Below are 20841 nucleotides of genomic sequence, written 5' to 3'. Positions count from 1 at the left end.
GCCCGGTTACATTCCGAACCCGGAAGCTAAGCCTCACAGCGCCGATGGTACTGCAGGGGGGACCCTGTGGGAGAGTAGGACGCCGCCGAACAATTATTCAAGGCCGCGGCCCCAGCGACTCGCTGGGGCCGCGGCCTTTTTGTGTTTTGCGAACGTGAAGGAGTCCGACAGGTCGGGACTTTCGCCCAGACGCGGAGGGTCCCGACATGTCGGACAATGGAGAAGGTGCGCGGGCCAGGAGGCCGGCGCCGAAACCGCGTGACGGCAGCGAGAGTTGCACGGATGCCCGCGCGGTGAAGCTGAAGCAGCAGAAGGAGTCACCACGATGTCGAACGAGCCCCAGGACCGTCCCGAGCGTCGATCGGACGACGGCCGAGGCTACGAGCCCCGGTCCCGTGGGGGCTGGTCGAACGACCGTGGCGGCTCCCGCCGCGACGACCGCCCCTCTGGCGGCGGTTACCGCCGTGACGACCGTGACGACCGTCCGCGTCGTGACGACCGTCCGTCCGGCGGTTACGACCGTGGCGACCGCCCCTCTGGCGGCGGTTACCGCGGTGGCGACCGCCCGGCCGGCGGCGGTTACCGCGGTGGCGACCGCCCCTCTGGCGGCGGTTACCGCCGTGACGACCGCCCCTCCGGTGGGTTCAACCGCGACCGCGATGACCGCGGTGGCTACCGTCGTGACGACCGTCCGTCGGGTGGGTTCAACCGCGACGACCGTGGCGGCGACCGCGGCGGTTTCCGCGGTGGCGACCGTCCGTCCGGTGGCTTCAACCGCGATGACCGCGGCGGCGACCGTGGCGGCTACCGCGGCGGCGACCGCCCGTCCGGTGGTGGCTTCCGTCGTGACGACCGTCCGTCCGGTGGCGGTTTCCGTCGGGATGACCGTCCGGGTGGCTTCAACCGTGACCGTGACGACCGTCCGCGTCGTGACGACCGCCCGTCGGGTGGGTTCAACCGCGACGACCGCGGCGGCGACCGCGGCGGTTTCCGCGGTGGCGACCGTCCGTCCGGTGGCTTCAACCGCGATGACCGCGGCGGCGACCGTGGCGGCTACCGCGGCGGCGACCGCCCGTCCGGTGGTGGCTTCCGTCGTGACGACCGTCCCTCCGGTGGCGGTTTCCGTCGGGATGACCGTCCGGGTGGCTTCAACCGTGACCGTGACGACCGTCCGCGTCGTGACGACCGCCCGTCGGGTGGGTTCAACCGTGACGACCGTGGCGGCGACCGTGGTGGTTTCCGTCGTGACGACCGTCCCTCCGGTGGTGGCTTCCGTCGGGATGACCGTCCGGGTGGCTTCAACCGTGACCGTGACGACCGTCCGCGTCGTGACGACCGCCCGTCGGGTGGGTTCAACCGTGACGACCGCGGTGGCGACCGTGGTGGTTTCCGTCGTGACGACCGTCCCTCCGGTGGTGGCTTCCGTCGGGATGACCGTCCGGGTGGCTTCAACCGTGACCGTGACGACCGTCCGCGTCGTGACGACCGCCCGTCGGGTGGGTTCAACCGCGACGACCGCGGTGGCGACCGCGGCGGCTACCGCGGTGGCGACCGTCCCTCCGGTGGCTTCAACCGTGACGACCGTGGCGGCGACCGCGGTGGTTTCCGTCGTGATGACCGCGGTGGCGACCGTGGCGGCTACCGCGGTGGCGACCGGCAGGGCGGCGGCTTCCGTCGCGGTGGCGATGACCGCCGCGACGACCGCCGTGACGACCGGGGCGGTCGGGACTACGACGACCGCCGGGGCAACTACGAGCCCGTCAAGCGCCTGCCGATCCCGGAGGACGTCACGGGCTTCGAGCTGGACGCGGACGTGCGCCAGGAGCTCAAGAGCCTGCCCAAGACCCTCGCGGACGACGTCGCCCGCAACCTGGTGATGGTGGCCCGCCTGCTCGACGGCGAGCCGGAGGAGGCCTACCAGTTCTCGCGCGTCGCGCTCCGGTTGGCGTCCCGCGTGGCTGCCGTCCGTGAGGCGGCCGGGTTCGCCTCGTACATGACGCAGCGCTACTCCGAGGCGCTGACCGAGTTCCGTGCCGCCCGTCGGATGACGGGCCGGGCGGACCTGTGGCCGGTGATGGCCGACTGCGAGCGCGGTCTGGGCCGTCCGGAGCGGGCGCTGGCGATGGCCGGTGAACCCGAGGTGAAGCAGCTGGACAAGGCCGGCCAGGTGGAGATGCGCCTGGTCGCGGCCGGTGCCCGCGCCGACATGGAGCAGTTCGACGCCGCCGTGGTGACCCTGCAGAGCCCGGAGCTGGCCTCCAGCGCCGTGCACCCGTGGACCGCGCGTCTGCGGTACGCCTACGCCGAGGCGCTGATCGCGGCCGGCCGTGGCGACGAGGCCCGTGAGTGGTTCGCCAAGGCGGCCGATGCCGACACCGACGGCACCACCAACGCCTCGGAGCGGCTCGCCGAGATCGACGGCGTGGAGTTCACCGACGCGCTCGACCCGGAGCTGGCCGAGGACGAGTCCGAGCAGGCCGAGGCCCCGGCGAAGAAGCGCGGCGGCGACGTCTCCGAGGACAGCGTGATCTTCGAGGACGAAGAGGACGTCGAGGAGTTCTACGACGACGACGACCTCGAGATCGACGAGGACTTCGACGGTGTGGTGCGCGAGCGCGCCCAGGACGCCGAGTCCGAGAGCGTGAAGGCCGAGAGCGTGAAGGCCGACGACGCCGACGCCAAGAGCTGAGCGAACGCAACGCCGTGAGGCCCTGCCGTTCCCCGGGAGATCCGGGAACGGCAGGGCCTCACGCCGTTCCGGGCCCGGGCCGGGGGCCGACGGTGCGCGGCGCCGGCCCGCCGCGGGTCAACCCAGCGCGAGGTTGCGCAGCACCAGCCCGGTGGCCGGCTTGGGCCCGAAGGAGGTCGACTTGCGGGGCATGGTGACGCCCTGTTCGGCCAGCCGTCGCACCACGCTCTCCCGGACCGGGTGGAGGAGGACGGCCGTGCCGTCGGAGCGGGCGGCTTCCCGTTCGGCGGCCACGGCGGTGTGCAGGTAGCCGATGTCGTCCGGGCCGTCGGGGACGTGCCAGGTGCGGTCGAGCAGGGTGGCGTGCAGGACGGTGGCGTCCAGGTGGCGCCACTCCTCGGGCCGGTCGTGCGGCACGGTGGCGTCCAGCAGGGCCTCGTCGGGTTCGCCGACCAGCCAGTAGACGCCGTCGCCGCCGGTCAGCACGAAGCCGTTGCCGCCTTGCCGCTTCTGCTCGGCGAGTGCCTGGAGCGCGGCGGGCAGCGGACCGGGGACCTCCTTGACCTTCCACTGGTCGCCGAGCTTCTCCAGCGCCTCGGCGACCGGCAGCCGGTAGAGCACGCGGTGGATGGCGCGGACCCGCAGGGGGTAGCGGGCGGTGTCCACGAGGAGCACCAGACCGCGGTCCCAGGGGCTGCGCGGCAGGTGGCGGTGCTCGCGCTGGAGGCGCAGGTACATCTCCCAGCGGTGGTGGCCGTCGGCGATCAGCGCCCGGCAGGTGGCGAGGTCGCGGCTGATCTCGGCGAGGTCGGCCGGATCGGTGACGGCCCACAGGCGGTGGTGGGTGCCGTCGCTGGTGGCGGTGGAGAGCAGCGGTTCGCCCTCGACGGTCCGCTCGATCACGCCGGAGGCGCCGCCGTCGCCGCGGTAGGTGAGCAGCAGCGGTTCGAGGTTGGCCCGGGTGGTGCGCATCAGGCCGACCCGGTCGGCGACCGGCCGGGGCATCACGTCCTCGTGGGGGAGGACGACGCCGGCCTCGCGACCGCTCACCGCGAGGGCGCCGATCAGGCCGCGCTGGAGCAGTTCGGGGGAGTCGGCGGTGGCGGGCACCCGCTGCTCGTAGACGTAGATCGCGGGGTCCGGGTCGGCGGCGAGGGTGCCTTCGCGCTGCCAGGCGGCGAGCAGCCGCGCGGCGTGCCGGTAGCGGGTGTCGCGGTCGGGGCGGTCGCCGGCGTCCTCGGGCTCGGGCCTGGGCAGGATCAGCCGGACCACGTTGTGCGGGTCGGCGGTCTCCAGGTCGAGCCGGCGGCCCGGGTCGACGACGTCGTACGGCGGGGACATCACCGCGGCCAGGGCGCCGACCCGGTCGGGGACGTAGCGCAGGCCGCGGAAGGGGGACAGGGACAGGCCGGCGGTGGCGACGTGCCCGGGGTCACCGGGGCCGCCCTCGGGAGTCTCGACTCCGTCTTCTGCACTGGGTGTGCTCATTCTGGGCATCGTAACCGGGTACGCGTTGTTGAGAGATCGGAATACCCGCGTCGACCTGTGGGGCGGGTGCGCGACCGAGGGCGAGGTACGGCATGGACGACGGGCAGGAACGGGTGGACGGCGGTGGCCCGGCCGGGTCGGGCGGGCCGGCCGGTGCCATCGGCGGGGGCGCCCCGTCCGACGGCGGCGGCCCGGGCGGCGGGGTGCCGTCGCAGAGCAGGTCAGGCGAGCCGGCCGGGGACGTCTACGACTGGTTCCGCCGGGGTGCGCGGCTGCTCGCGCAGGGGCATCCGGCGGCGGCCGAGCAGCTGCTGAGCCGGGCGGTGGAAGCGGAGCCGCACTCGCGCAGCATCCGGGAGACGCTGGCCCGGGCCCAGTTCGACGCGGGTTCGTACGCGGCGGCGCTGGAGAACTTCCGGGCGGTGGCGCTGGCCGACCCGGCGGACGACTACGCTCAGTTCGGGTGGGGGGTCGCGGCGGCCCGGCTGGGCGACTTCGAGACCTCCGCCGAACACCTGGCGCTCGCCGTGGCGATGCGGCCGGAGACCGACCACTACCGGGCGGCGCTTCGGCAGACCCGGGCGACGCTGGCGGCCCGTGCCGGCGCGTACGGCCCGCTGCTGCCCGGGGCACCCGGGTACCTGGCGCCGCCGCCCGGCGCCGAGGGCCCGGCCGGGGCAGGACCGGACGGCGTCGACGGCGACGTCTGACCGGCGCCGGTGCCCACCAGGACGGGCGGCCCACGGACGGTGTCCGCCCGGCGGGCGCGTCGCCGCACGGCGCGGTGCGGCGGCCAGGTGGGACGACGAACGACGTGACCGACGACGCAGTGAATGAGGTAGCGCAGCCATGACCGAGACGGCCACCCCCGTGCGACGGACCGCCCCCGGCGGCAGCGAGCGTCCGCTCACCGAGGCCTACGACACGGCGCTGCTGGACCTGGACGGGGTGGTCTACGCGGGCGCGCACGCGATCGAGCACGCCGCGGGCGCGCTGGAGGCCGCCCGGACCGCCGGGATGCGGCTCGCCTACGTCACCAACAACGCCTCCCGCCCGCCGCGGGTGGTGGCCGAGCACCTGACCGAGCTGGGCGTGCCGGCCGAGCCGGCGGACGTGATCAACTCCGCCCAGGCGGCCGCCCGGGTGGTCGCCGAGAAGGTCCCGGCCGGCGCGAAGGTCCTGGTCGTGGGCGGTCTCGGGCTGGAGGAGGCGCTTGCCGAAATGGGGCTGGTCCCGGTCCGTTCGCTGGCCGACGGGCCGCTCGCGGTGGTCCAGGGCTTCGACCCCTCGGTGGGCTGGAAGGACCTGGCGGAGGCCTCGTACGCCGTGCAGAGCGGGCTGCCGTGGGTGGCGTCCAACCTCGACCTCACCGTGCCCCGGGCGCGCGGCATCGCGCCGGGCAACGGCACCCTGGTGGCGGCGGTGCGGGCGGCGACCGGGGTGGAGCCGGAGGTGGCGGGCAAGCCGCTGCCGCCGATGCACCGGGAGACCGTGCTGCGCACCGGCGCGAAGCGCCCGCTGGTGGTCGGCGACCGGCTGGACACCGACATCGAGGGCGCGTTCAACGGCGGGGTGGACAGTCTGCTGGTCTTCACCGGGGTGACCACCCCCGAGCTGCTGCTGGCTGCCCCGGTCGAGCACCGGCCGACCTACCTGGCGGCGGACCTGCGCGGACTGCTGGTCCCGCACGCGGCGGTGACGGCCGAGGACGGCGGCTTCGCCTGTGGCGGCCGGGTCGCGGCCGTCGAGGGCGGCACGCTGCGGCTGACCGGGGCCGGTGACCGCTGGGACGGGCTGCGCGCGCTGTGCGCGGCGGCGTGGACGGCCCTGGACGCGGGCGGCGAACCGGTGGACGGGCGGAAGGCGCTGGCCGAGCTGGGCTTCTGAGTTCCGGGGGCCGCCGACCGGCGGCGGCCTTGTCCGGCCGTGCGGTCCGGCCGTGCGGTCCGGCCGTCCGGTTCGGGCCGTCCGGTTCGGCCGGTCGGGTTCGGCGGTCCCGGATCGGTGCACGGTTCGGCCCGTCGGGTTCGGGCCGCCCGGTTCAGAACAGGGTGCGCAGCCGCAGCAGGTCGCGGAAGCCGGCCTCCAGCCGGACCCGGCCGCTCGCCCAGGCGGAGGCGAAGTTGAGCCGGCCGCCGACCAGTGCGACCAGGTCGTCGCTGCTCATGGTGAGCCGGATCTCGGACTTCGCGGAGGGCGGGCCGGGCGTGGTGACCACGTCCTGGATCCGGCCGTCGCGCAGCCGTCCGGTGAAGGTCAGGTCGAGGTCGGTGATCCGGCAGCTGAGCGAGCGGTCGAGGGCCGCGGCCTTGCGGACGTCGCCGGTGGACTTCGACATGTTCCGGCTGAGCTGTTCCAGGGCCTCCCGGCACTCCTCGGCGTTCGCCATCGGCGGCGGCTCCCTCCCCCGGTCGCTACGGTGCTGACTGCGGGCCACGGTACCTCAGCGGGGTTTTGGCGGTAGCGTCGTCCGTGGGGTGCCCGGAACGGCCCGGGTACTGAGCGCGACGGAGCGACGCGCGTAGGCGATTGGGAGGCACCCGGATGCTGCCGAGGACGGTTCGGGGAGTGGTGGAGACCGCGGCCGGGGTGGCCGAGGAGGTCGGCAAGAGGGTCGTCGTGACGGCGGCCTCGATCCTGGAGCGGGCGGGGGTCGACGTCACCGAGGTCGAGCGCCGCCTGGGCGGGGAGTTCCCGCCGTCGGCGAAGACGCTGCAGACGCTGGCGGAGGAGGCGGTCACCGCCGGGCTGGCCGGGGTCGACCTGGCGGTCGGGGTGGCGCGCAACGAGGCGGAGAAGGTCTTCGAGAAGGTCGGCGACCAGGTCACCAAGGTCGGCGTGGTGCTGGCATACCTGGAGAGCAAGCTACGCGAGGTCGAGGAGGAGACTCCGGCGGCGAAGCCCGGCGGAGATCGGTACGGCGCGGAGGAGCCGGCTCCGGCGCCGCGGGCGGACGACCTGTTCGGGCGCGGCTGGGAGTACGAGGACGAGCGGTCGCAGGGGCGGCCGGTGGGCGAGCCGATAGTCGCCGAGCGGGTGGAGGTGGACGAGCCGGTCGAGGTCGACCCGCCGGTTCCGCCGGTGTCGCGGCCCTCCCCGGCAGCGCCGGACGGCCAGGAGCAGGACCGCGAGCCGAAGGCCGCACCGCGGAAGGCCGGCGCGCGCAAGACCCCGGCGGCGGGGAAGGCGCCCGGGGCCGAGCGGCCCGCCGCGAAGAAGAGCGCGGCCGAGCGGGCAGCGGCGAAGCGGACCGCGGCCGGGCAGCCCGCCGCTGAGAAGACCGCCGCTGAGAAGACCGCTGCCAGGAAGACCGGGGCCCGGAAGGCCGCCGCCAAGAAGACGACGACCGTCAAGAAGACCGCCGCCACGGAGCGGGCCGCCGCCGAGCGGGCCGCCGTGCCGCCGAAGGCGCCCGCGAAGCGTACGGCGACCAAGCGGACCACCGTCCGCAAGGCCACCAGCACGAAGAAGCCCGATGTCCGGGACGAGTGAACCGGCCGGTGCCGATGGGCCGGTCGGGGCGGTCGGGGCGGTCCCGCAGGTGGGGCCGCTCGGTGTCGGGCTGCTGCCCACCGGGCACCCCGCGGTGGACGCCGGACTGGCCCGGCTGGAGGCCCTGGACGGGGTCCCCGCCGAGGAGCACGTCGCGGTGTACGAAGATGTTCACCAGCGGCTCGCCGACACGCTGGCCGCGCTCGACCAGGAATGATCCGTAGGACCCGTAGGAGCTGAAACACCAGTGGCAGTGGCACGACGCCGACTCGACGCGGAGCTGGTCCGCCGCAAGCTGGCCCGGTCGCGTGAGCACGCGTCCGAGCTGATCGCGGCCGGCCGGGTGACCGTCGGCGGCACCACCGCGACCAAGCCGGCCACCCAGGTGGAGACCTCGGCAGCGGTCGTGGTGGCCAAGGACGAGAACGACCCCGACTACGTCTCGCGCGGCGGTCACAAGCTGGCCGGGGCGTTCGCCGCCTTCGTGCCGCAGGGCCTGGTGGTCGAGGGCCGCCGGGCGCTGGACGCGGGCGCGTCGACCGGCGGGTTCACCGACGTGCTGCTGCGCGCCGGTGCGGCCGGCGTGCTGGCGGTGGACGTCGGGTACGGGCAGCTCGCCTGGTCGCTGCAGAGCGACGAGCGGGTCACCGTGATGGACCGCACCAACGTGCGCGAGCTGACCCCGGAGCTGATCGGCGGCACCCTGGTGGACCTGGTGGTGGGCGACCTGTCGTTCATCTCGCTGGGTCTGGTGCTCCCCGCGCTCGCCTCTTGCGCGGCCGAGGACGCGGACCTGGTCCTGATGGTCAAGCCGCAGTTCGAGATCGGCAAGGAGCGGCTGGGCAGCGGTGGAGTGGTGCGCAGCCCGCAGCTGCGCGCCGAGATGGTGTGCCAGGTGGCCGGGCAGGCGTGGGAGCTCGGGCTGGGCGTGCGCGCCGTCACGGCGAGCCCCCTGCCGGGACCGTCCGGCAACGTGGAGTACTTCCTGTGGCTGCGCCGGGACGCCCCGCAGCTGGACCCCGCGGACGCGGACCGGGCCGTGGCGGAGGGGCCCCGATAGGGTGCTCAGCGGACGTCCGGCCCGGCATGCTGTATGGCGGGCGCACCCGGGCCGAAGGCGGCCCGGCAGGCGTTAGGGAGAGGGCAGCGGCATGAGCGACGAAGCACGTACGGTCTTCCTGATCGCGCACACCGGCCGGGAGGCGGCGCTGCGCAGCGTCGAGGGCCTGGTGCACGGGCTGCTGAAGGCCGGGCTCCGGATCAGACTGCTGGAGACCGAGGCGGTCGATCTGGACCTGCCGGACGGCGTCGAGAAGGTGGCCGAGGGCCCCGGGGCGGCGGACGGCTGCGAGCTGATCCTGGTGGCCGGCGGGGACGGGACGCTGCTGCGCGGGGCCGAGCTGGCGCGTTCGCACGGACTGCCGATGCTCGGGATCAACCTGGGCCGGGTGGGCTTCCTCGCCGAGGCCGAGCGGGACGACCTGGCGGTGGTGGTCGAGCGGGTGGTCGACGCCGACTACGAGGTCGAGGAGCGGATGACGATCGACGTCATCGTCCGCACCAACGGCGACGTGGTGCACGAGGACTGGGCGTTGAACGAGGCCTCGATCGAGAAGGCGGCCCGGGAGCGGATGCTGGAGGTGGTGACCGAGGTGGACGGTCGCCCGGTCTCCAACTTCGGCTGCGACGGCGTGGTGTGCGCGACGCCGACCGGGTCCACCGCGTACGCGTTCTCCGGCGGCGGGCCGGTGGTGTGGCCGGAGGTCGAGGCGCTGCTGATGGTGCCGATCTCGGCGCACGCGCTGTTCGCCCGCCCGCTGGTGACCTCGCCCGAGTCGGTGCTGGCCGTCGAGGTGCAGCCGAAGACCCCGCACGGCGTGCTCTGGTGCGACGGGCGGCGCTCGGTCGAACTGCCCGCCGGGGCACGGGTGGAGGTCCGCCGGGGACGGACCCCGGTGCGGCTGGCCAGACTGCACCGGGCGCCGTTCACCGACCGGCTGGTGGCCAAGTTCGCGCTGCCGGTGACGGGTTGGCGCGGACGGGCGGACCACCACTAGGAGTCTGATGAAGATCTTGGAAACGCGCCCGGCTTGCACCAGTTCGACCCGATTGACATTTACTGCCAATCCGGAGTGAATCGGGCACCCGGAGCAAGATCTTCAGGACACTCCCGGGCCCTGTCCGGACCTGTCCGGGGTGGAGCGGCCCGGCCGCCGGGGTGGTGTCAGACCGCCAGCGGCTGGGCCTCGTCGCCCGAGCCGAGCCGGCCGCCGGCCGCCGCGCGGGCGGCCACCGCAGCGAGGCGCTCGACGGCGGCCGGGACGGCCGGGGCGGGCACGGTGAGCGGTATCCGGATGTAGTGCTCGAACGCGCCGTCCGAGCCGAAGCGGTTGCCCGAGGCGATCCGCACCCCGTCGCGCTCCCCGACCGCCGCCAGGGCCGCGCCGGACAGGCCGCCGGTGGAGACCCAGAGTGCCAGCCCGCCGGTCGGCATCGGGAAGCTCCAGCCGGGCAGGTGCCCGGGCAGTGCGGCGGCGAAGGCGCGGGCGGTGGCGCGCAGCCGGTCCAGCTGGTGCGCCCGTACGGCGGGCAGCGGCTCGCCCAGCAGTTCGGCGGCGATCAGCTGGTCCAGCACCGGGGTGCCGACGTCGCTGTAGACGCGCTCGCCGGCCAGTCGGCGCACCAGTGCGGGTGCGGCCCGGACCCAGCCGATCCGCAGGCCGCCCCAGAGCAGTTTGCCGGCCGAGCCGACGGTGACCACCTGCGCGGCCCGGTCCAGCGCCGCCACCGGGCGCGGCAGCGGCTCGGACTCCGGTACGCCCCAGCCGAGTTCGGCGGTGGTCTCGTCGACCAGCACGACGCTCCCGGCGGCCCGGGCGGCGGCCAGCAGCTCGCGGCGCTGCTCCTCGTCGATCAGTGCGCCGGTCGGGTTGTGGAAGTCCGGGATCACGTAGGCGACCTTGGGCGCGGCGCCGCGCAGTACCCGCTGCCACTCGTCCCGGTCCCAGACGGGCCGAGGGGGCGCGGACGCGCCCTGCGGTCCGGGGCGGTGGGCGTACGGCACCGGGACCAGGCGCGCGCCGCACAGGCGCAGCGCCTGCAGGGTGTGCGCGTAGCTGGGCGCCTCGACGGCGACCCGGTCGCCGCGGCCGACCAGCACCCGCTGGACCAGGTGCAGGGCGCCCATCGCGCCGGTGGTGATCAGGACCTGGTCGGGGGTGGTGGGCAGCCCGCGCTCGGTGTAGCGGCGGGCGACGGCCTCGCGCAGCGCCGGGACGCCGGTGGGGTAGTGGCCGTGGCCGGAGGCGTAGTACGGCAGCTGTTCGACCGCCCGGGCGGCGGTGGTGCCCAGCCAGGGCTGCGGGGCGGGCAGGGCGGCGACGCCGAGGTCCAGGGTGTGGCCCTGCTCGTCCGGCGGGACGGGGTGCAGGGCGTCGCCGGGCGGAGGGGCGCCCTCGGGCAGGGCGGTCCAGCTGCCCGCGCCGCGCCGACTGCGCAGGTAGCCGTCCCCGCGCAGGGTCTCGTACGCGGTGGCGACGGTGGTGCGGCTCAGCTCCAGGGCGGTGGCCAGCTCGCGTTCGGCGGGCAGCCGGGCCCCGACCGGCAGCCGGCCCTCGGTGACCAGCTGCCGGATCTGCCCGGCCAGGGTGCGGTACGCGGGGCGGCGGGCGCCGGCGGGCCCGGGCAGCCGGGCGGTGGTGAGCAGTCGGGCCAGCGCGGGCGGGGTGACGGTGGTGTGCCAGTCGGCCATGGCGATCAGTCCACTTGCTCGGAATTGGCCCTGGAGCGGGTCGTATTGGCCTGGCCATCATGACAGGGCGGCCGTACCGGCCGCCACCTCCGGGCCGACCGGGGTGCAGCACCACCGCAGGAGCACCATGGCCACCACGACCACGACCACGACCACGACCACCCGGATCCCGCCGGAGTCCGCACCGGCCGTATCGGCGGCGGCCGCCTCCGCACCCGGTGCGGGAACCCCCGCCGCCGGAGCCCCCTCCGTCGCGGTCCGCCTCCTCGGCGACACCCACGGCCTGGGCCGCCGGATCCCGCAGCTGTTCGTCGGGCTGACCCTGTACGGCACGAGCATGGCGCTGATGCTCCGCTCCGGCCTCGGCCTCGACCCCTGGGACGTCCTGCACCAGGGCCTGCAACGCAGCATCGGCCTCTCGGTCGGCGCCTGGGTGACCGTCTGCGGCGCCCTGGTGCTGCTGCTGTGGATACCGCTGCGCCAGCGACCGGGGCTGGGCACGGTCGCGAACGTGCTGGTGATCGGCGCGGCCATGGACCTCACACTGCGGATCGTCGGCGGTTTCGAGGCGCTGCCCGCCCGGATCGCCGTGATGGCCGCCGCGATCGTGCTCAACGGTTTGGCCAGTGGCCTCTACATCGGTGCCCGCCTCGGCCCCGGCCCGCGCGACGGTCTGATGACCGGCCTGCACCGGCGCACCGGCCGCTCGTTGCGGCTGATCCGCACCGGCATCGAACTGACCGTCCTGGCCGTCGGCCTCGTGCTGGGCGGCACCGCCGGGGTCGGCACGGTCGCGTACGCGCTGGCCATCGGGCCGCTGGTGCAGGTCTTCCTGCCCTGGTGCACCGCGCCGGAACCTGCGCGAAACCCCCGAAAGGAATGAACTTCGAGGCACGGAGTTGCCGCGCGCCGTTGTCGCTCGTCGCGCGCCGGGGGCGGAACCTCGTAAGGTCGTCTCCGTGTTGGACGAGATGCGGATACGGGATCTTGGGGTCATCGACGACGCGGTGGTGGAACTCGCCCCCGGGTTCACCGCCGTGACCGGTGAGACCGGCGCAGGCAAGACCATGGTCGTCACCAGCCTCGGCCTGCTGCTCGGCGGGCGCGCCGACCCCGGCCTGGTGCGCAACGGCACCGGACGCGCCGTCGTCGAGGGCCGGCTGGAGCTGCCCGCCGATTCCCCGGTGGCGGCCCGGGCCGTCGAGGCCGGGGCCGAACTGGACGACGGGGCCCTGCTGATCAGCCGGACCGTCTCCGCCGAGGGCCGCTCCCGGGCGTACGTCGGCGGACGGGCCGTGCCGGTCGGGCTGCTCGCCGAACTCGGCGAGGACCTGATCGCCGTGCACGGCCAGACCGACCAGCAACGGCTGCTGCGCCCGGCCCGCCAGCGCGGCGCGCTGGACCGGTACGCGGGCGAGGCGGTGGCCGAGCCGCTGGCCCGCTACCGGGAGACCTACCGCACCCTGCGCGAGGTCTCCGCGACCCTGGAGGAACTGACCACCCGGGCCCGCGAGCGCGCCCAGGAGGCCGACCTGCTGCGCTTCGGCCTGGACGAGATCGCCGCCGCCGAGCCGGTGGCCGGCGAGGACGTCGAACTCGCCGCCGAAGCCGAGCGGCTCGGCCATGCCGACGCGCTGTCCTCCGCCGCGACCCTCGCGCACGCCGCGCTGGCCGGGGACCCGGCCGACCCGGAGGCCCTGGACGCGGGCACCCTGCTCGCGCAGTCCCGCCGCGCCCTGGACGCCGTGCGCCACCACGACGAGCGCCTGGCCGCCCTTGCCGACCGCCTCAACGAGGTCGGCTACCTGCTCGCCGACGTGGCCGGCGACCTGGCCGGCTACGCCGACGACCTGGACGCCGACCCGGTGCGCCTGGCCGCCGTCGAGGACCGCCGGGCCGTGCTGGCCCAGCTGCTGCGCAAGTACGGCGGCGAGGAGAACACCCTCGCCGAGGTGATCGCCTGGGCCGAGGACGGCGCCGTACGGCTCACCGAACTCGACGGCGACGACGACCGGATCGACGAACTCGGCGCCCGCGAGACCGAGCTGCGCGCCGAACTGGCCGAGCTGGCCGCCGAGGTGTCGGACGCCCGGCAGGCCGCGGCCGGCCGGTTCGCCGGGGCCGTCTCCGCCGAACTCGCCGAACTGGCCATGCCGCACGCCCGGGTGACCTTCTCGATCAGCCAGGTCGACGACCTGGCCGGGATCGAGGTCGGCGGCCGCACCGTCGCGTACGGCCCGCACGGCGTGGACGAGGTCGAGGTGCTGCTCGCCCCGCACCCGGGCGCGCAGCCCCGCCCGATCGCCAAGGGCGCCTCCGGCGGTGAGCTGTCCCGCGTGATGCTCGCCGTCGAGGTGGTCTTCGCGGGCGCGGACCCCGTCCCGACGTACCTGTTCGACGAGGTGGACGCGGGCGTCGGCGGCAAGGCCGCGGTCGAGATCGGCCGCCGGCTCGCCAAACTGGCCGAGTCCGCCCAGGTCGTGGTGGTCACCCACCTCCCGCAGGTCGCCGCGTTCGCGGACCGCCACCTGGTGGTGGAGAAGACCCACGACGGCACCGTGACCCGCAGTGGTGTCAAGGTGCTGAACGACGAGGAGCGGGTGCGCGAACTCTCCCGGATGCTGGCCGGCCTGGAGGACTCGGAGCTGGGCCGCGCCCACGCCGAGGAGCTGCTGGCCGCCGCCCGGGCCCCGCGCCACCGGTAGCCGGCGGCGGCGGCCCCCGCGGACCGTCGGCGACGCGCCCCGGTGGCGCCGACTGTCCAAGAGGGCCGCCGACCTGGCATGGTGGCCGCTGGACACTGGCTTCCCAGCCCCGAGCGCCGCCGGGCGGGCAATCCTCGCGAAGCGGCGCGCGAACCTGATCGAGTCGGATGCGAGACGACGTGGACCATTCCGCCGCCCGGGCCACCGCGGCCGCCCCGGAACCGGGGCAGCTGCACGTGGTACTCGTCCTGGCCGCCAGCACCGGCGGCATCGGTGCGCACGTGCACTCCCTGGCCCAGGGCCTGGTCGCGCACGGGGTGATCGTCACGGTCTGCGCACCGGCCGGCACGGACGCGCTGTTCGGCTTCTCCCGCACGGGCGCCAGGGTCCATACCGTCGACATCACCCCCACCGCGGGTGCCCGCAGCGACGCCACCGCGATCGGCGAGCTGCGCCGGGCCTTCACCGGCGCCGACGTGGTGCACGCCCACGGGCTGCGCGCCGGGCTGCTCTCCGACCTCGCGCTGCGCACCGCCGGCCGCTTCCCGGGCCTGCGCCCGGAGACCCCGCTGGTCGTCACCTCGCACCACGCGCTGCTGGCCACCGGCATGGAGCGCCGCCTGCAGCGGCTGATGGAACGCCGGGTCGCGCGCGCCGCCGACCTGGTCCTCGGCGCCTCCTCCGACCTGGTCGCCCGGGCCCGCGAGCTGGGCGCCACCGACGCCCGGCTGGGCCCGGTGGCCGCCCCGCCGATGCCCGAGGGCCGACTCGGCCGGGCCGAGGCACGCGCCGCGCTGCTCGGCGGCGGACCGGACCGTCCGCTGGTGCTGGCGATCGGCCGGCTCGTCCCGCAGAAGGCCTTCGGGCTGCTGCTGGACGCCGCCCGGGAGCTGTCCGTGCTGGACCCGCAGCCGCTGGTGCTGCTGGCCGGGGACGGACCGGAGGCGGGCGCGCTGCGGGACCGGGTGGCCGCCGAGAAGCTGCCGGTGCGCCTGCTCGGCTACCGCACCGACGTGCCCGACCTGCTGGCCGCCGCCGACGTGGTGGTGGTCCCCAGCCGCTGGGAGGCCCGCTCGTTGGTGGTGCAGGAGGCGATGCGGGCCGGCGTGCCGGTGGTCTCCACCGCCGTCGGCGGCATCCCCGAACTGGTCGGAGACGCCGCCGTGCTGGTGGCCGCCGGTGACCCGGCCGCGCTCGGCGGCGCGGTGCGCGCGCTGCTGGCCGACCCGGACCGCCGCGGGCGGCTGGCGGCGGCCGGCCGGCAGCAGGCCGAGACCTGGCCGGACGAGGCCGCCACCGTCGCCCAGGTGCTCAGCACCTACGACGAGCTGGTGCAGCGCAGCTGAGGTCTCCGTCCCGGCCGCTGGGACCGGCGGCCGGGACCGGCGCCCGTCAGACGGTGGCCTGCTCGACCCGGTCGGCGGCCGGGCCGTCCGGCTGGGCGGACAGGTAGGCGGCGCCGCAGGCGGTCAGCCGCAGCGCGGTGTCGATCAGCGGGACGTGGCTGAAGGCCTGGGGGAAGTTGCCGACCTGGCGCTTGAGCCGCGGGTCCCATTCCTCGGCGAGCAGGCCGAGGTCGTTGCGCAGCGAGAGCAGCCGGTCGAACAGGTCGCGGGCCTCCTGCACCCGGCCGATCATGGCGAGGTCGTCGGCCAGCCAGAACGAGCAGGCCAGGAAGGCGCCCTCGTGACCGGACAGGCCGTCGACGTTGTTGCCGCTCTCGTCGTGGGTCGGGTACCGCAGTACGAAGCCGTCCTCGGTGGACAGTTCGCGCTGGATCGCCTCGATCGTGCCGATCACACGCTTGTCGTCCGGCGGGAGGAAGCCGACCTGGGGGATGAGCAGCAGCGAGGCGTCCAGTTCCCTGCCGCCGTAGTACTGGGTGAAGGTGTTGCGCTCCGGGTCGTAGCCGCGCTCGCAGACGTCCCGGTGGATGGTGTCGCGCAGCTCGCGCCAGCGCTCCAAGTGGCCGTCGTCGGGGGCGTCCTCGGGGGTCTGCTCCAGCAGCTTGATGGTGCGGTCGACGGCGACCCAGGCCATCACCTTGGAGTGGACGAAGTGCCGGCGCGGGCCGCGCACCTCCCAGATGCCCTCGTCCGGCTCCTGCCAGTGCTCCTCCAGGTAGTCGATCAGGCGCAGCTGGAGGTGGTGGGCGTGGTCGTTGCGGACCAGGCCGGTCATGTGGGCCAGGTGCAGGGCCTCCACCACCTCGCCGTACACGTCGAGTTGGAGCTGCCCGGCGGCGCCGTTGCCGACCCGGACGGGCTGCGAGCCCTCGTAGCCGGGCAGCCAGTCCAGCGAGGACTCGGTGAGTTCGCGCTCGCCCGCGATGCCGTACATGATCTGCAGGTTCTCCGGGTCGCCGGCGACGGCCCGCAGCAGCCACTCGCGCCAGGCGCGCGCCTCCTCGCGGTAGCCGGTGCGCAGCAGGGAGGAGAGGGTGATCGCGGCGTCGCGCAGCCAGGTGTAGCGGTAGTCCCAGTTGCGCTCGCCGCCGATGTCCTCGGGCAGCGAGGTGGTGGGGGCGGCGACGATGCCGCCGGTGGGGGCGTAGGTGAGGCCCTTGAGGGTGATCAGGGAGCGGACCACGGCCTCCCGGTAGGGACCCTGGTAGGTGCACTGGTCGGCCCACTCGTGCCAGAAGTCGGCGGTGGCGTCGAGCATCCCCTCGGCGTCCGGGGCCTTGGGCGCCTCCAGGTGGGAGGCCTGCCAGGTGAGGGCGAAGGCGATCCGCTCGCCGGCGTCGACGGTGAAGTCGGCGTAGGTGGTGAGGTTGCGGCCGTACGTCTCGGAGACGCCGTCCAGCCAGACCGAGTCCGGGCCGGCCATGGCGACGGTGCGGTGGGTGCCGTCGGCCTGCTCGACGCGGTGCACCCAGGGCACGATGCGGCCGTAGGAGAAGCGCATCCGCAGCGCCGAGCGCATCCGGACCCGGCCGGCCACGCCCTCGACGATCCGGATCACCTGGGGGACGGCGTCCTTGCCGGCCAGCGGGCGCGGCGGCATGAAGTCGATGACCCGGACGGTGCCGCCCTGGGCGTCCCACTCCTGTTCCAGGATCAGCGAGTCGCCCCGGTAGCGGCGGCGGTCGGCGGGCACGGCGGGGGCGGCGGCGGTGGGCGGGGGCACGCGCAGGTCCGCGGTGTCGGCGAGGCGGACCCGGCCCGCGCTGCCGGGGGCCGTGGCGGTGGCGGGGGCGGGGACCTCGGTCAGGACGGCTTCGGCCGGGCCGATCCGCCAGAAACCGTGTTCATCGGTGCCGAGCAGACCGGCGAACACGGCCGGCGAGTCGAAGCGGGGCAGGCAGAGCCAGTCCACCGCCCCGTCCCTGCTGACCAGGGCAGCGGTCTGCATGTCCCCGATGAGTGCGTAGTCCTCGATACGGCCGGCCACGTGGATCTCCAGTTCGCAATGTGGTCAGGGCATCGGCGAGACGGGGGAGCGAGCGGTCTGCGGGGCCGGAGGTCCACCCCGGGACGTCCGGCCCGCCGGGGGGTGGTGGCAGGCCTTGCTGGAGTGTCCGCGCGGGGCTCGGTCGAGCCCCTGGAGTGGGTGGGGAGGAGCTGGAATTACGGGGAGGTCCGGTCGCGCATCGGGGACCGGGAGTGTCCTGACCTCCCACGCCCTCCGCGTGCTCGTGCTGTCGGCGATGCGTCCGAGCAGCTTACGACGGACGAAAGGGGCGAAGCACGCGGGCGCCGCCCGGAGTGGCGCCGCAATTCGGCGGAAATGCCGTGCATCGCGGGGGCGTGGCGCAGGATGGTCCGGAAGGATCACCTCCGGGTGGTCTTTACGGAGCAGCCGGTATGACCCGGACGGAAACCGCGGGCTGGCCCGGTCCGACCGGTGGTGCGACGGGTGTGACACCTGCGGCGGATGATGCGCCGGTGGTGCGCCCCGCGTGCGCCCCCGAGGCTGCGCGCGCGGCCCGAACGGCGTCCCGGTCGGGTCACTGTTACCCTGGTATCCCGTGGACCGGCGGGATCAAACGCCCCGGACCAGCCGAACCGGCGACCCTTCGAGCGCAGTGCTCCGCACCTGCCTCCGTCGCCCGGCGACCCCCGAGACTCCCGCCCACGTCTTCTTCGACACGCGACCCACGGGAGCCCCCTCTTGGCACAGCCCCATTCCGGCAAGGCAGCGAACGGCCGAGCCGTGACGACCAAGCACCTCTTCGTCACCGGGGGTGTCGCCTCTTCGCTCGGCAAGGGCCTCACCGCCTCCAGCCTCGGAGCGCTGCTCAAGGCCCGCGGCCTGCGCGTGACGATGCAGAAGCTCGACCCGTACCTGAACGTGGACCCGGGCACGATGAACCCGTTCCAGCACGGTGAGGTGTTCGTCACCGACGACGGCGCCGAGACCGACCTGGACATCGGCCACTACGAGCGGTTCCTCGACACCAACCTGCACGGCTCGGCGAACGTCACCACCGGCCAGGTGTACTCGACCGTCATCGCCAAGGAGCGCCGCGGCGAGTACCTGGGCGACACCGTCCAGGTCATCCCGCACATCACCAACGAGATCAAGTCCCGGATCCGCCGGATGGCGACCGAGGACGTCGACGTGGTGATCACCGAGGTCGGCGGCACCGTCGGCGACATCGAGTCGCTGCCGTTCCTGGAGGCCGTCCGCCAGGTCCGCCACGAGGTCGGCCGGGACAACGTGTTCTTCGTGCACGTCTCCCTGCTGCCGTACATCGGCCCCTCGGGCGAGCTCAAGACCAAGCCCACCCAGCACTCCGTAGCCGCGCTGCGCAACATCGGCATCCAGCCGGACGCCATCGTGCTGCGCGCCGACCGCGAGGTCCCGCAGGCGATCAAGCGCAAGATCTCGCTGATGTGCGACGTGGACGAGGAGGCCGTGGTCGCGGCCATCGACGCCAAGTCGATCTACGACATCCCCAAGGTGCTGCACGGCGAGGGCCTGGACGCGTACGTGGTGCGCCGCCTGGACCTGCCGTTCCGCGACGTCGACTGGACCACCTGGGACGACCTGCTGCGCCGCGTCCACGAGCCGCAGCACATCGTCAAGGTCGCCCTGGTCGGCAAGTACATCGACCTGCCGGACGCCTACCTGTCGGTGACCGAGGCGCTGCGCGCGGGCGGCTTCGCCAACAACGCCCGGGTCGAGATCAAGTGGGTCACCTCGGACGACTGCGAGACGCCCGAGGGCGCCCGCGAGCAGCTCGGCGACGTGGACGCGATCTGCATCCCCGGCGGATTCGGCGACCGCGGCGTCAACGGCAAGGTCGGCGCGATCACCTTCGCCCGCGAGAACAAGGTCCCGCTGCTGGGCCTGTGCCTGGGCCTGCAGTGCGTGGTCATCGAGGCGGCCCGCAACCTGGCCGGCCTGCCCGAGGCCAACTCCACCGAGTTCGACGCCGCCGCCAAGCACCCGGTCGTCTCCACGATGGCCGAGCAGCTGGCCATCGTCGACGGCAAGGGCGACCTGGGCGGCACCATGCGCCTGGGCCTGTACCCGGCCAAGCTCGCCGAGGGCTCGATCGTCCGCGAGGTCTACGCCGGCGAGCAGTACGTCGAGGAGCGCCACCGCCACCGCTACGAGGTCAACAACGCCTACCGCGCGGACCTGGAGAAGACCGGCCTGCAGTTCTCCGGCCTCTCCCCCAAGGGCGACCTGGTCGAGTACGTCGAGTACCCGCGCGAGGTGCACCCCTACCTGGTGGCCACCCAGGCCCACCCGGAACTGAAGTCCCGGCCGACCCGCCCGCACCCGCTGTTCGCGGGCCTGGTCAAGGCCGCCATCGAGATCAAGACCGCGGCCTCCGAGTAGTTTTCCCCTCTCGGCCTCGGTCGTTCACCGGACGGCGGCCCCGCGATTCCCGCGGGGCCGCCGTCCGGCGTTAGATTGTGTCGTACTGACGAAAAGGGGAGAGCAATGGACGAGCAGAGCGACCGGGTGATCACCGACGTGGCCGAGGAATGGGAGGTCCGGGCGACCGGAACGCCGTTCCAGGGCAAGGTCACCGGCGTGCGCAGCGAGGAGGTCCGGATGCCCGACGGCAGCTGGGCCCGCCGCGACTACCAGACCCACCCGGGCTCGGTCTCGGTGCTCGCCCTGGACGACGAGCAGCGCGTGCTGATCCTGCGCCAGTACCGCCACCCCGTGCGCCAGCGGCTCTGGGAGCTGCCGGCCGGCCTGCTCGACGTCCCCGGCGAGAACCCGTGGCACGCCGCCCAGCGCGAGCTCTACGAGGAGGCGCACTGCAAGGCCGGTACCTGGCGGATCCTCGCCGACTACTACACCTCCCCGGGCGGCACCGACGAGGCGCTGCGGATGTTCCTCGCCACCGACCTGTCGCCGGCCGAGGGGGAGCGCTACGCCGCCGAGGGCGAGGAGCAGGAGATCGAGGTCGCCTGGGTGCCGGTGCCGGAGCTGATCCGGCTGATCCAGGCCGGGAAGCTGCACAACCCGACCCTCGTCACCGGCACCCTCGCCGTGCACGCCGCGCTCACCGGCCCGGACGGGCCGGACGCGCTGCGCCCGGCGGACTCGCCCTGGCCGGCCCGGCCCTTCGAGGCGTGAACGAACCTCCCGGTTGATTCGCCCGGGTGATTTGCCGGTTCGTACGACCGGATGTCACCTCGGACGAGCCGGACGGTCGAACTACGCTTCGCAGACAGGGCGCCCGTCCCGGGCCGCCTCCGCTGAGCACCGGGCGCCCGGTCCGGATGCCGAGCGCCGGATGCCGAGCG

General features: G+C 74.3%; 16 protein-coding genes, 1 rRNA gene and 1 pseudogene. 14 read left to right on the top strand and 4 right to left on the bottom strand.

The genetic code is table 11. The annotated features are described in order from the left end of the window. From rrf to AB0D10_RS27755, 3 genes and pseudogenes are all read left to right on the top strand, one after another. Nucleotides 1–91 (top strand): 5S ribosomal RNA (rrf, locus tag AB0D10_RS27765); the annotation flags it as partial. Between the two features lie 336 nt (nucleotides 92–427). Next, nucleotides 428–1141: pseudogene (locus AB0D10_RS27760) on the top strand (RNA helicase); the annotation flags it as partial. 627 nt (nucleotides 1142–1768) lie between these two features. After that, entirely contained in the window at nucleotides 1769–2689 is a 921-nt protein-coding gene (locus tag AB0D10_RS27755; RefSeq protein WP_360261493.1) for a tetratricopeptide repeat protein, read from the top strand. Nucleotides 2690–2806: 117 nt separating this feature from the next. Here AB0D10_RS27755 and AB0D10_RS27750 read toward each other — a convergent pair whose 3' ends face one another. Then, nucleotides 2807–4177 carry a DUF1015 domain-containing protein gene (locus tag AB0D10_RS27750; protein WP_360261475.1) on the bottom strand — a complete coding sequence of 457 codons (1371 nt, stop codon included), beginning with the start codon at nucleotides 4175–4177 and terminating at the stop codon, nucleotides 2807–2809. A 92-nt stretch (nucleotides 4178–4269) separates the two neighbouring features. Here AB0D10_RS27750 and AB0D10_RS27745 point away from each other — a divergent pair, with 92 nt between their 5' ends. Further along, nucleotides 4270–4887 (top strand): tetratricopeptide repeat protein, encoded by a 618-nt coding sequence (locus tag AB0D10_RS27745; protein ID WP_360261472.1) that lies wholly within the window; start codon nucleotides 4270–4272, stop codon nucleotides 4885–4887. Between the two features lie 139 nt (nucleotides 4888–5026). Further along, nucleotides 5027–6064 (top strand): HAD-IIA family hydrolase, encoded by a 1038-nt coding sequence (locus tag AB0D10_RS27740; RefSeq protein WP_360261469.1) that lies wholly within the window; start codon nucleotides 5027–5029, stop codon nucleotides 6062–6064. Nucleotides 6065–6218: 154 nt separating this feature from the next. On the opposite strand, the gene AB0D10_RS27735 is transcribed toward AB0D10_RS27740, so the two are convergent. Beyond that, nucleotides 6219–6566, bottom strand: coding sequence for an SCP2 sterol-binding domain-containing protein (locus tag AB0D10_RS27735; RefSeq protein ID WP_360261466.1), 348 nt, complete (start codon nucleotides 6564–6566; stop codon nucleotides 6219–6221). A 179-nt stretch (nucleotides 6567–6745) separates the two neighbouring features. Between AB0D10_RS27735 and AB0D10_RS27730 the strand changes: the two genes are divergently transcribed. From AB0D10_RS27730 to AB0D10_RS27715, 4 genes are all read left to right on the top strand, one after another. Then, entirely contained in the window at nucleotides 6746–7669 is a 924-nt protein-coding gene (locus AB0D10_RS27730) for a hypothetical protein (RefSeq protein ID WP_360261463.1), read from the top strand. After that, complete coding sequence (locus tag AB0D10_RS27725) at nucleotides 7653–7886, top strand: hypothetical protein (RefSeq protein ID WP_360261460.1); 234 nt, start codon at nucleotides 7653–7655, stop codon at nucleotides 7884–7886. The genes AB0D10_RS27730 and AB0D10_RS27725 overlap by 17 nt, the downstream gene beginning before the upstream one ends. Before the next feature lie 36 nt (nucleotides 7887–7922). Then, on the top strand, nucleotides 7923–8729 hold the full coding sequence (locus AB0D10_RS27720; RefSeq protein WP_360261490.1) for a TlyA family RNA methyltransferase: 807 nt from the start codon (nucleotides 7923–7925) through the stop codon (nucleotides 8727–8729). Between the two features lie 91 nt (nucleotides 8730–8820). Then, nucleotides 8821–9726: an NAD kinase gene (locus tag AB0D10_RS27715; RefSeq protein ID WP_360261458.1), complete on the top strand. Its 906-nt coding sequence runs from the start codon at nucleotides 8821–8823 to the stop codon at nucleotides 9724–9726. 167 nt (nucleotides 9727–9893) lie between these two features. Here the strand turns inward: AB0D10_RS27715 and AB0D10_RS27710 are convergent, their stop codons facing one another. Continuing rightward, the gene (locus AB0D10_RS27710) at nucleotides 9894–11420 is read right to left on the bottom strand and encodes a PLP-dependent aminotransferase family protein (RefSeq protein ID WP_360261455.1); all 1527 of its coding nucleotides are present in this window, start codon (nucleotides 11418–11420) and stop codon (nucleotides 9894–9896) included. Nucleotides 11421–11757: 337 nt separating this feature from the next. On the opposite strand from AB0D10_RS27710, the gene AB0D10_RS27705 reads away from it, so the two are divergent. The 3 genes from AB0D10_RS27705 to AB0D10_RS27695 all read left to right on the top strand — a co-directional run bounded on the left by AB0D10_RS27705 (nucleotide 11758) and on the right by AB0D10_RS27695 (nucleotide 15471). Then, a complete protein-coding gene (locus AB0D10_RS27705; RefSeq protein WP_360261487.1) occupies nucleotides 11758–12303 on the top strand; it encodes a hypothetical protein in 546 nt (181 codons plus the stop codon). Nucleotides 12304–12391: 88 nt separating this feature from the next. Next, nucleotides 12392–14125 (top strand): DNA repair protein RecN, encoded by a 1734-nt coding sequence (gene recN, locus AB0D10_RS27700; RefSeq protein ID WP_360261484.1) that lies wholly within the window; start codon nucleotides 12392–12394, stop codon nucleotides 14123–14125. 167 nt (nucleotides 14126–14292) lie between these two features. Further along, nucleotides 14293–15471, top strand: coding sequence for a glycosyltransferase family 4 protein (locus tag AB0D10_RS27695; protein ID WP_360261452.1), 1179 nt, complete (start codon nucleotides 14293–14295; stop codon nucleotides 15469–15471). Between the two features lie 46 nt (nucleotides 15472–15517). Here AB0D10_RS27695 and AB0D10_RS27690 read toward each other — a convergent pair whose 3' ends face one another. Next, nucleotides 15518–17518, bottom strand: a complete 2001-nt coding sequence (locus AB0D10_RS27690; protein ID WP_360261449.1) for a glycoside hydrolase family 15 protein — start codon at nucleotides 17516–17518, stop codon at nucleotides 15518–15520. Between the two features lie 762 nt (nucleotides 17519–18280). Here AB0D10_RS27690 and AB0D10_RS27685 point away from each other — a divergent pair. Both AB0D10_RS27685 and AB0D10_RS27680 read left to right on the top strand, forming a co-directional pair. Continuing rightward, the gene (locus AB0D10_RS27685) at nucleotides 18281–19918 is read left to right on the top strand and encodes a CTP synthase (protein WP_360261447.1); all 1638 of its coding nucleotides are present in this window, start codon (nucleotides 18281–18283) and stop codon (nucleotides 19916–19918) included. Nucleotides 19919–20023: 105 nt separating this feature from the next. Beyond that, nucleotides 20024–20671: an NUDIX hydrolase gene (locus AB0D10_RS27680; protein WP_360261444.1), complete on the top strand. Its 648-nt coding sequence runs from the start codon at nucleotides 20024–20026 to the stop codon at nucleotides 20669–20671. The last annotated feature ends 170 nt before the right edge of the window (nucleotides 20672–20841 follow it).

The organism is Kitasatospora sp. NPDC048545, from assembly GCF_040651155.1.
Lineage (GTDB): Bacteria > Actinomycetota > Actinomycetes > Streptomycetales > Streptomycetaceae > Kitasatospora.
This window is presented reverse-complemented; position numbering and strand designations above follow the sequence as displayed.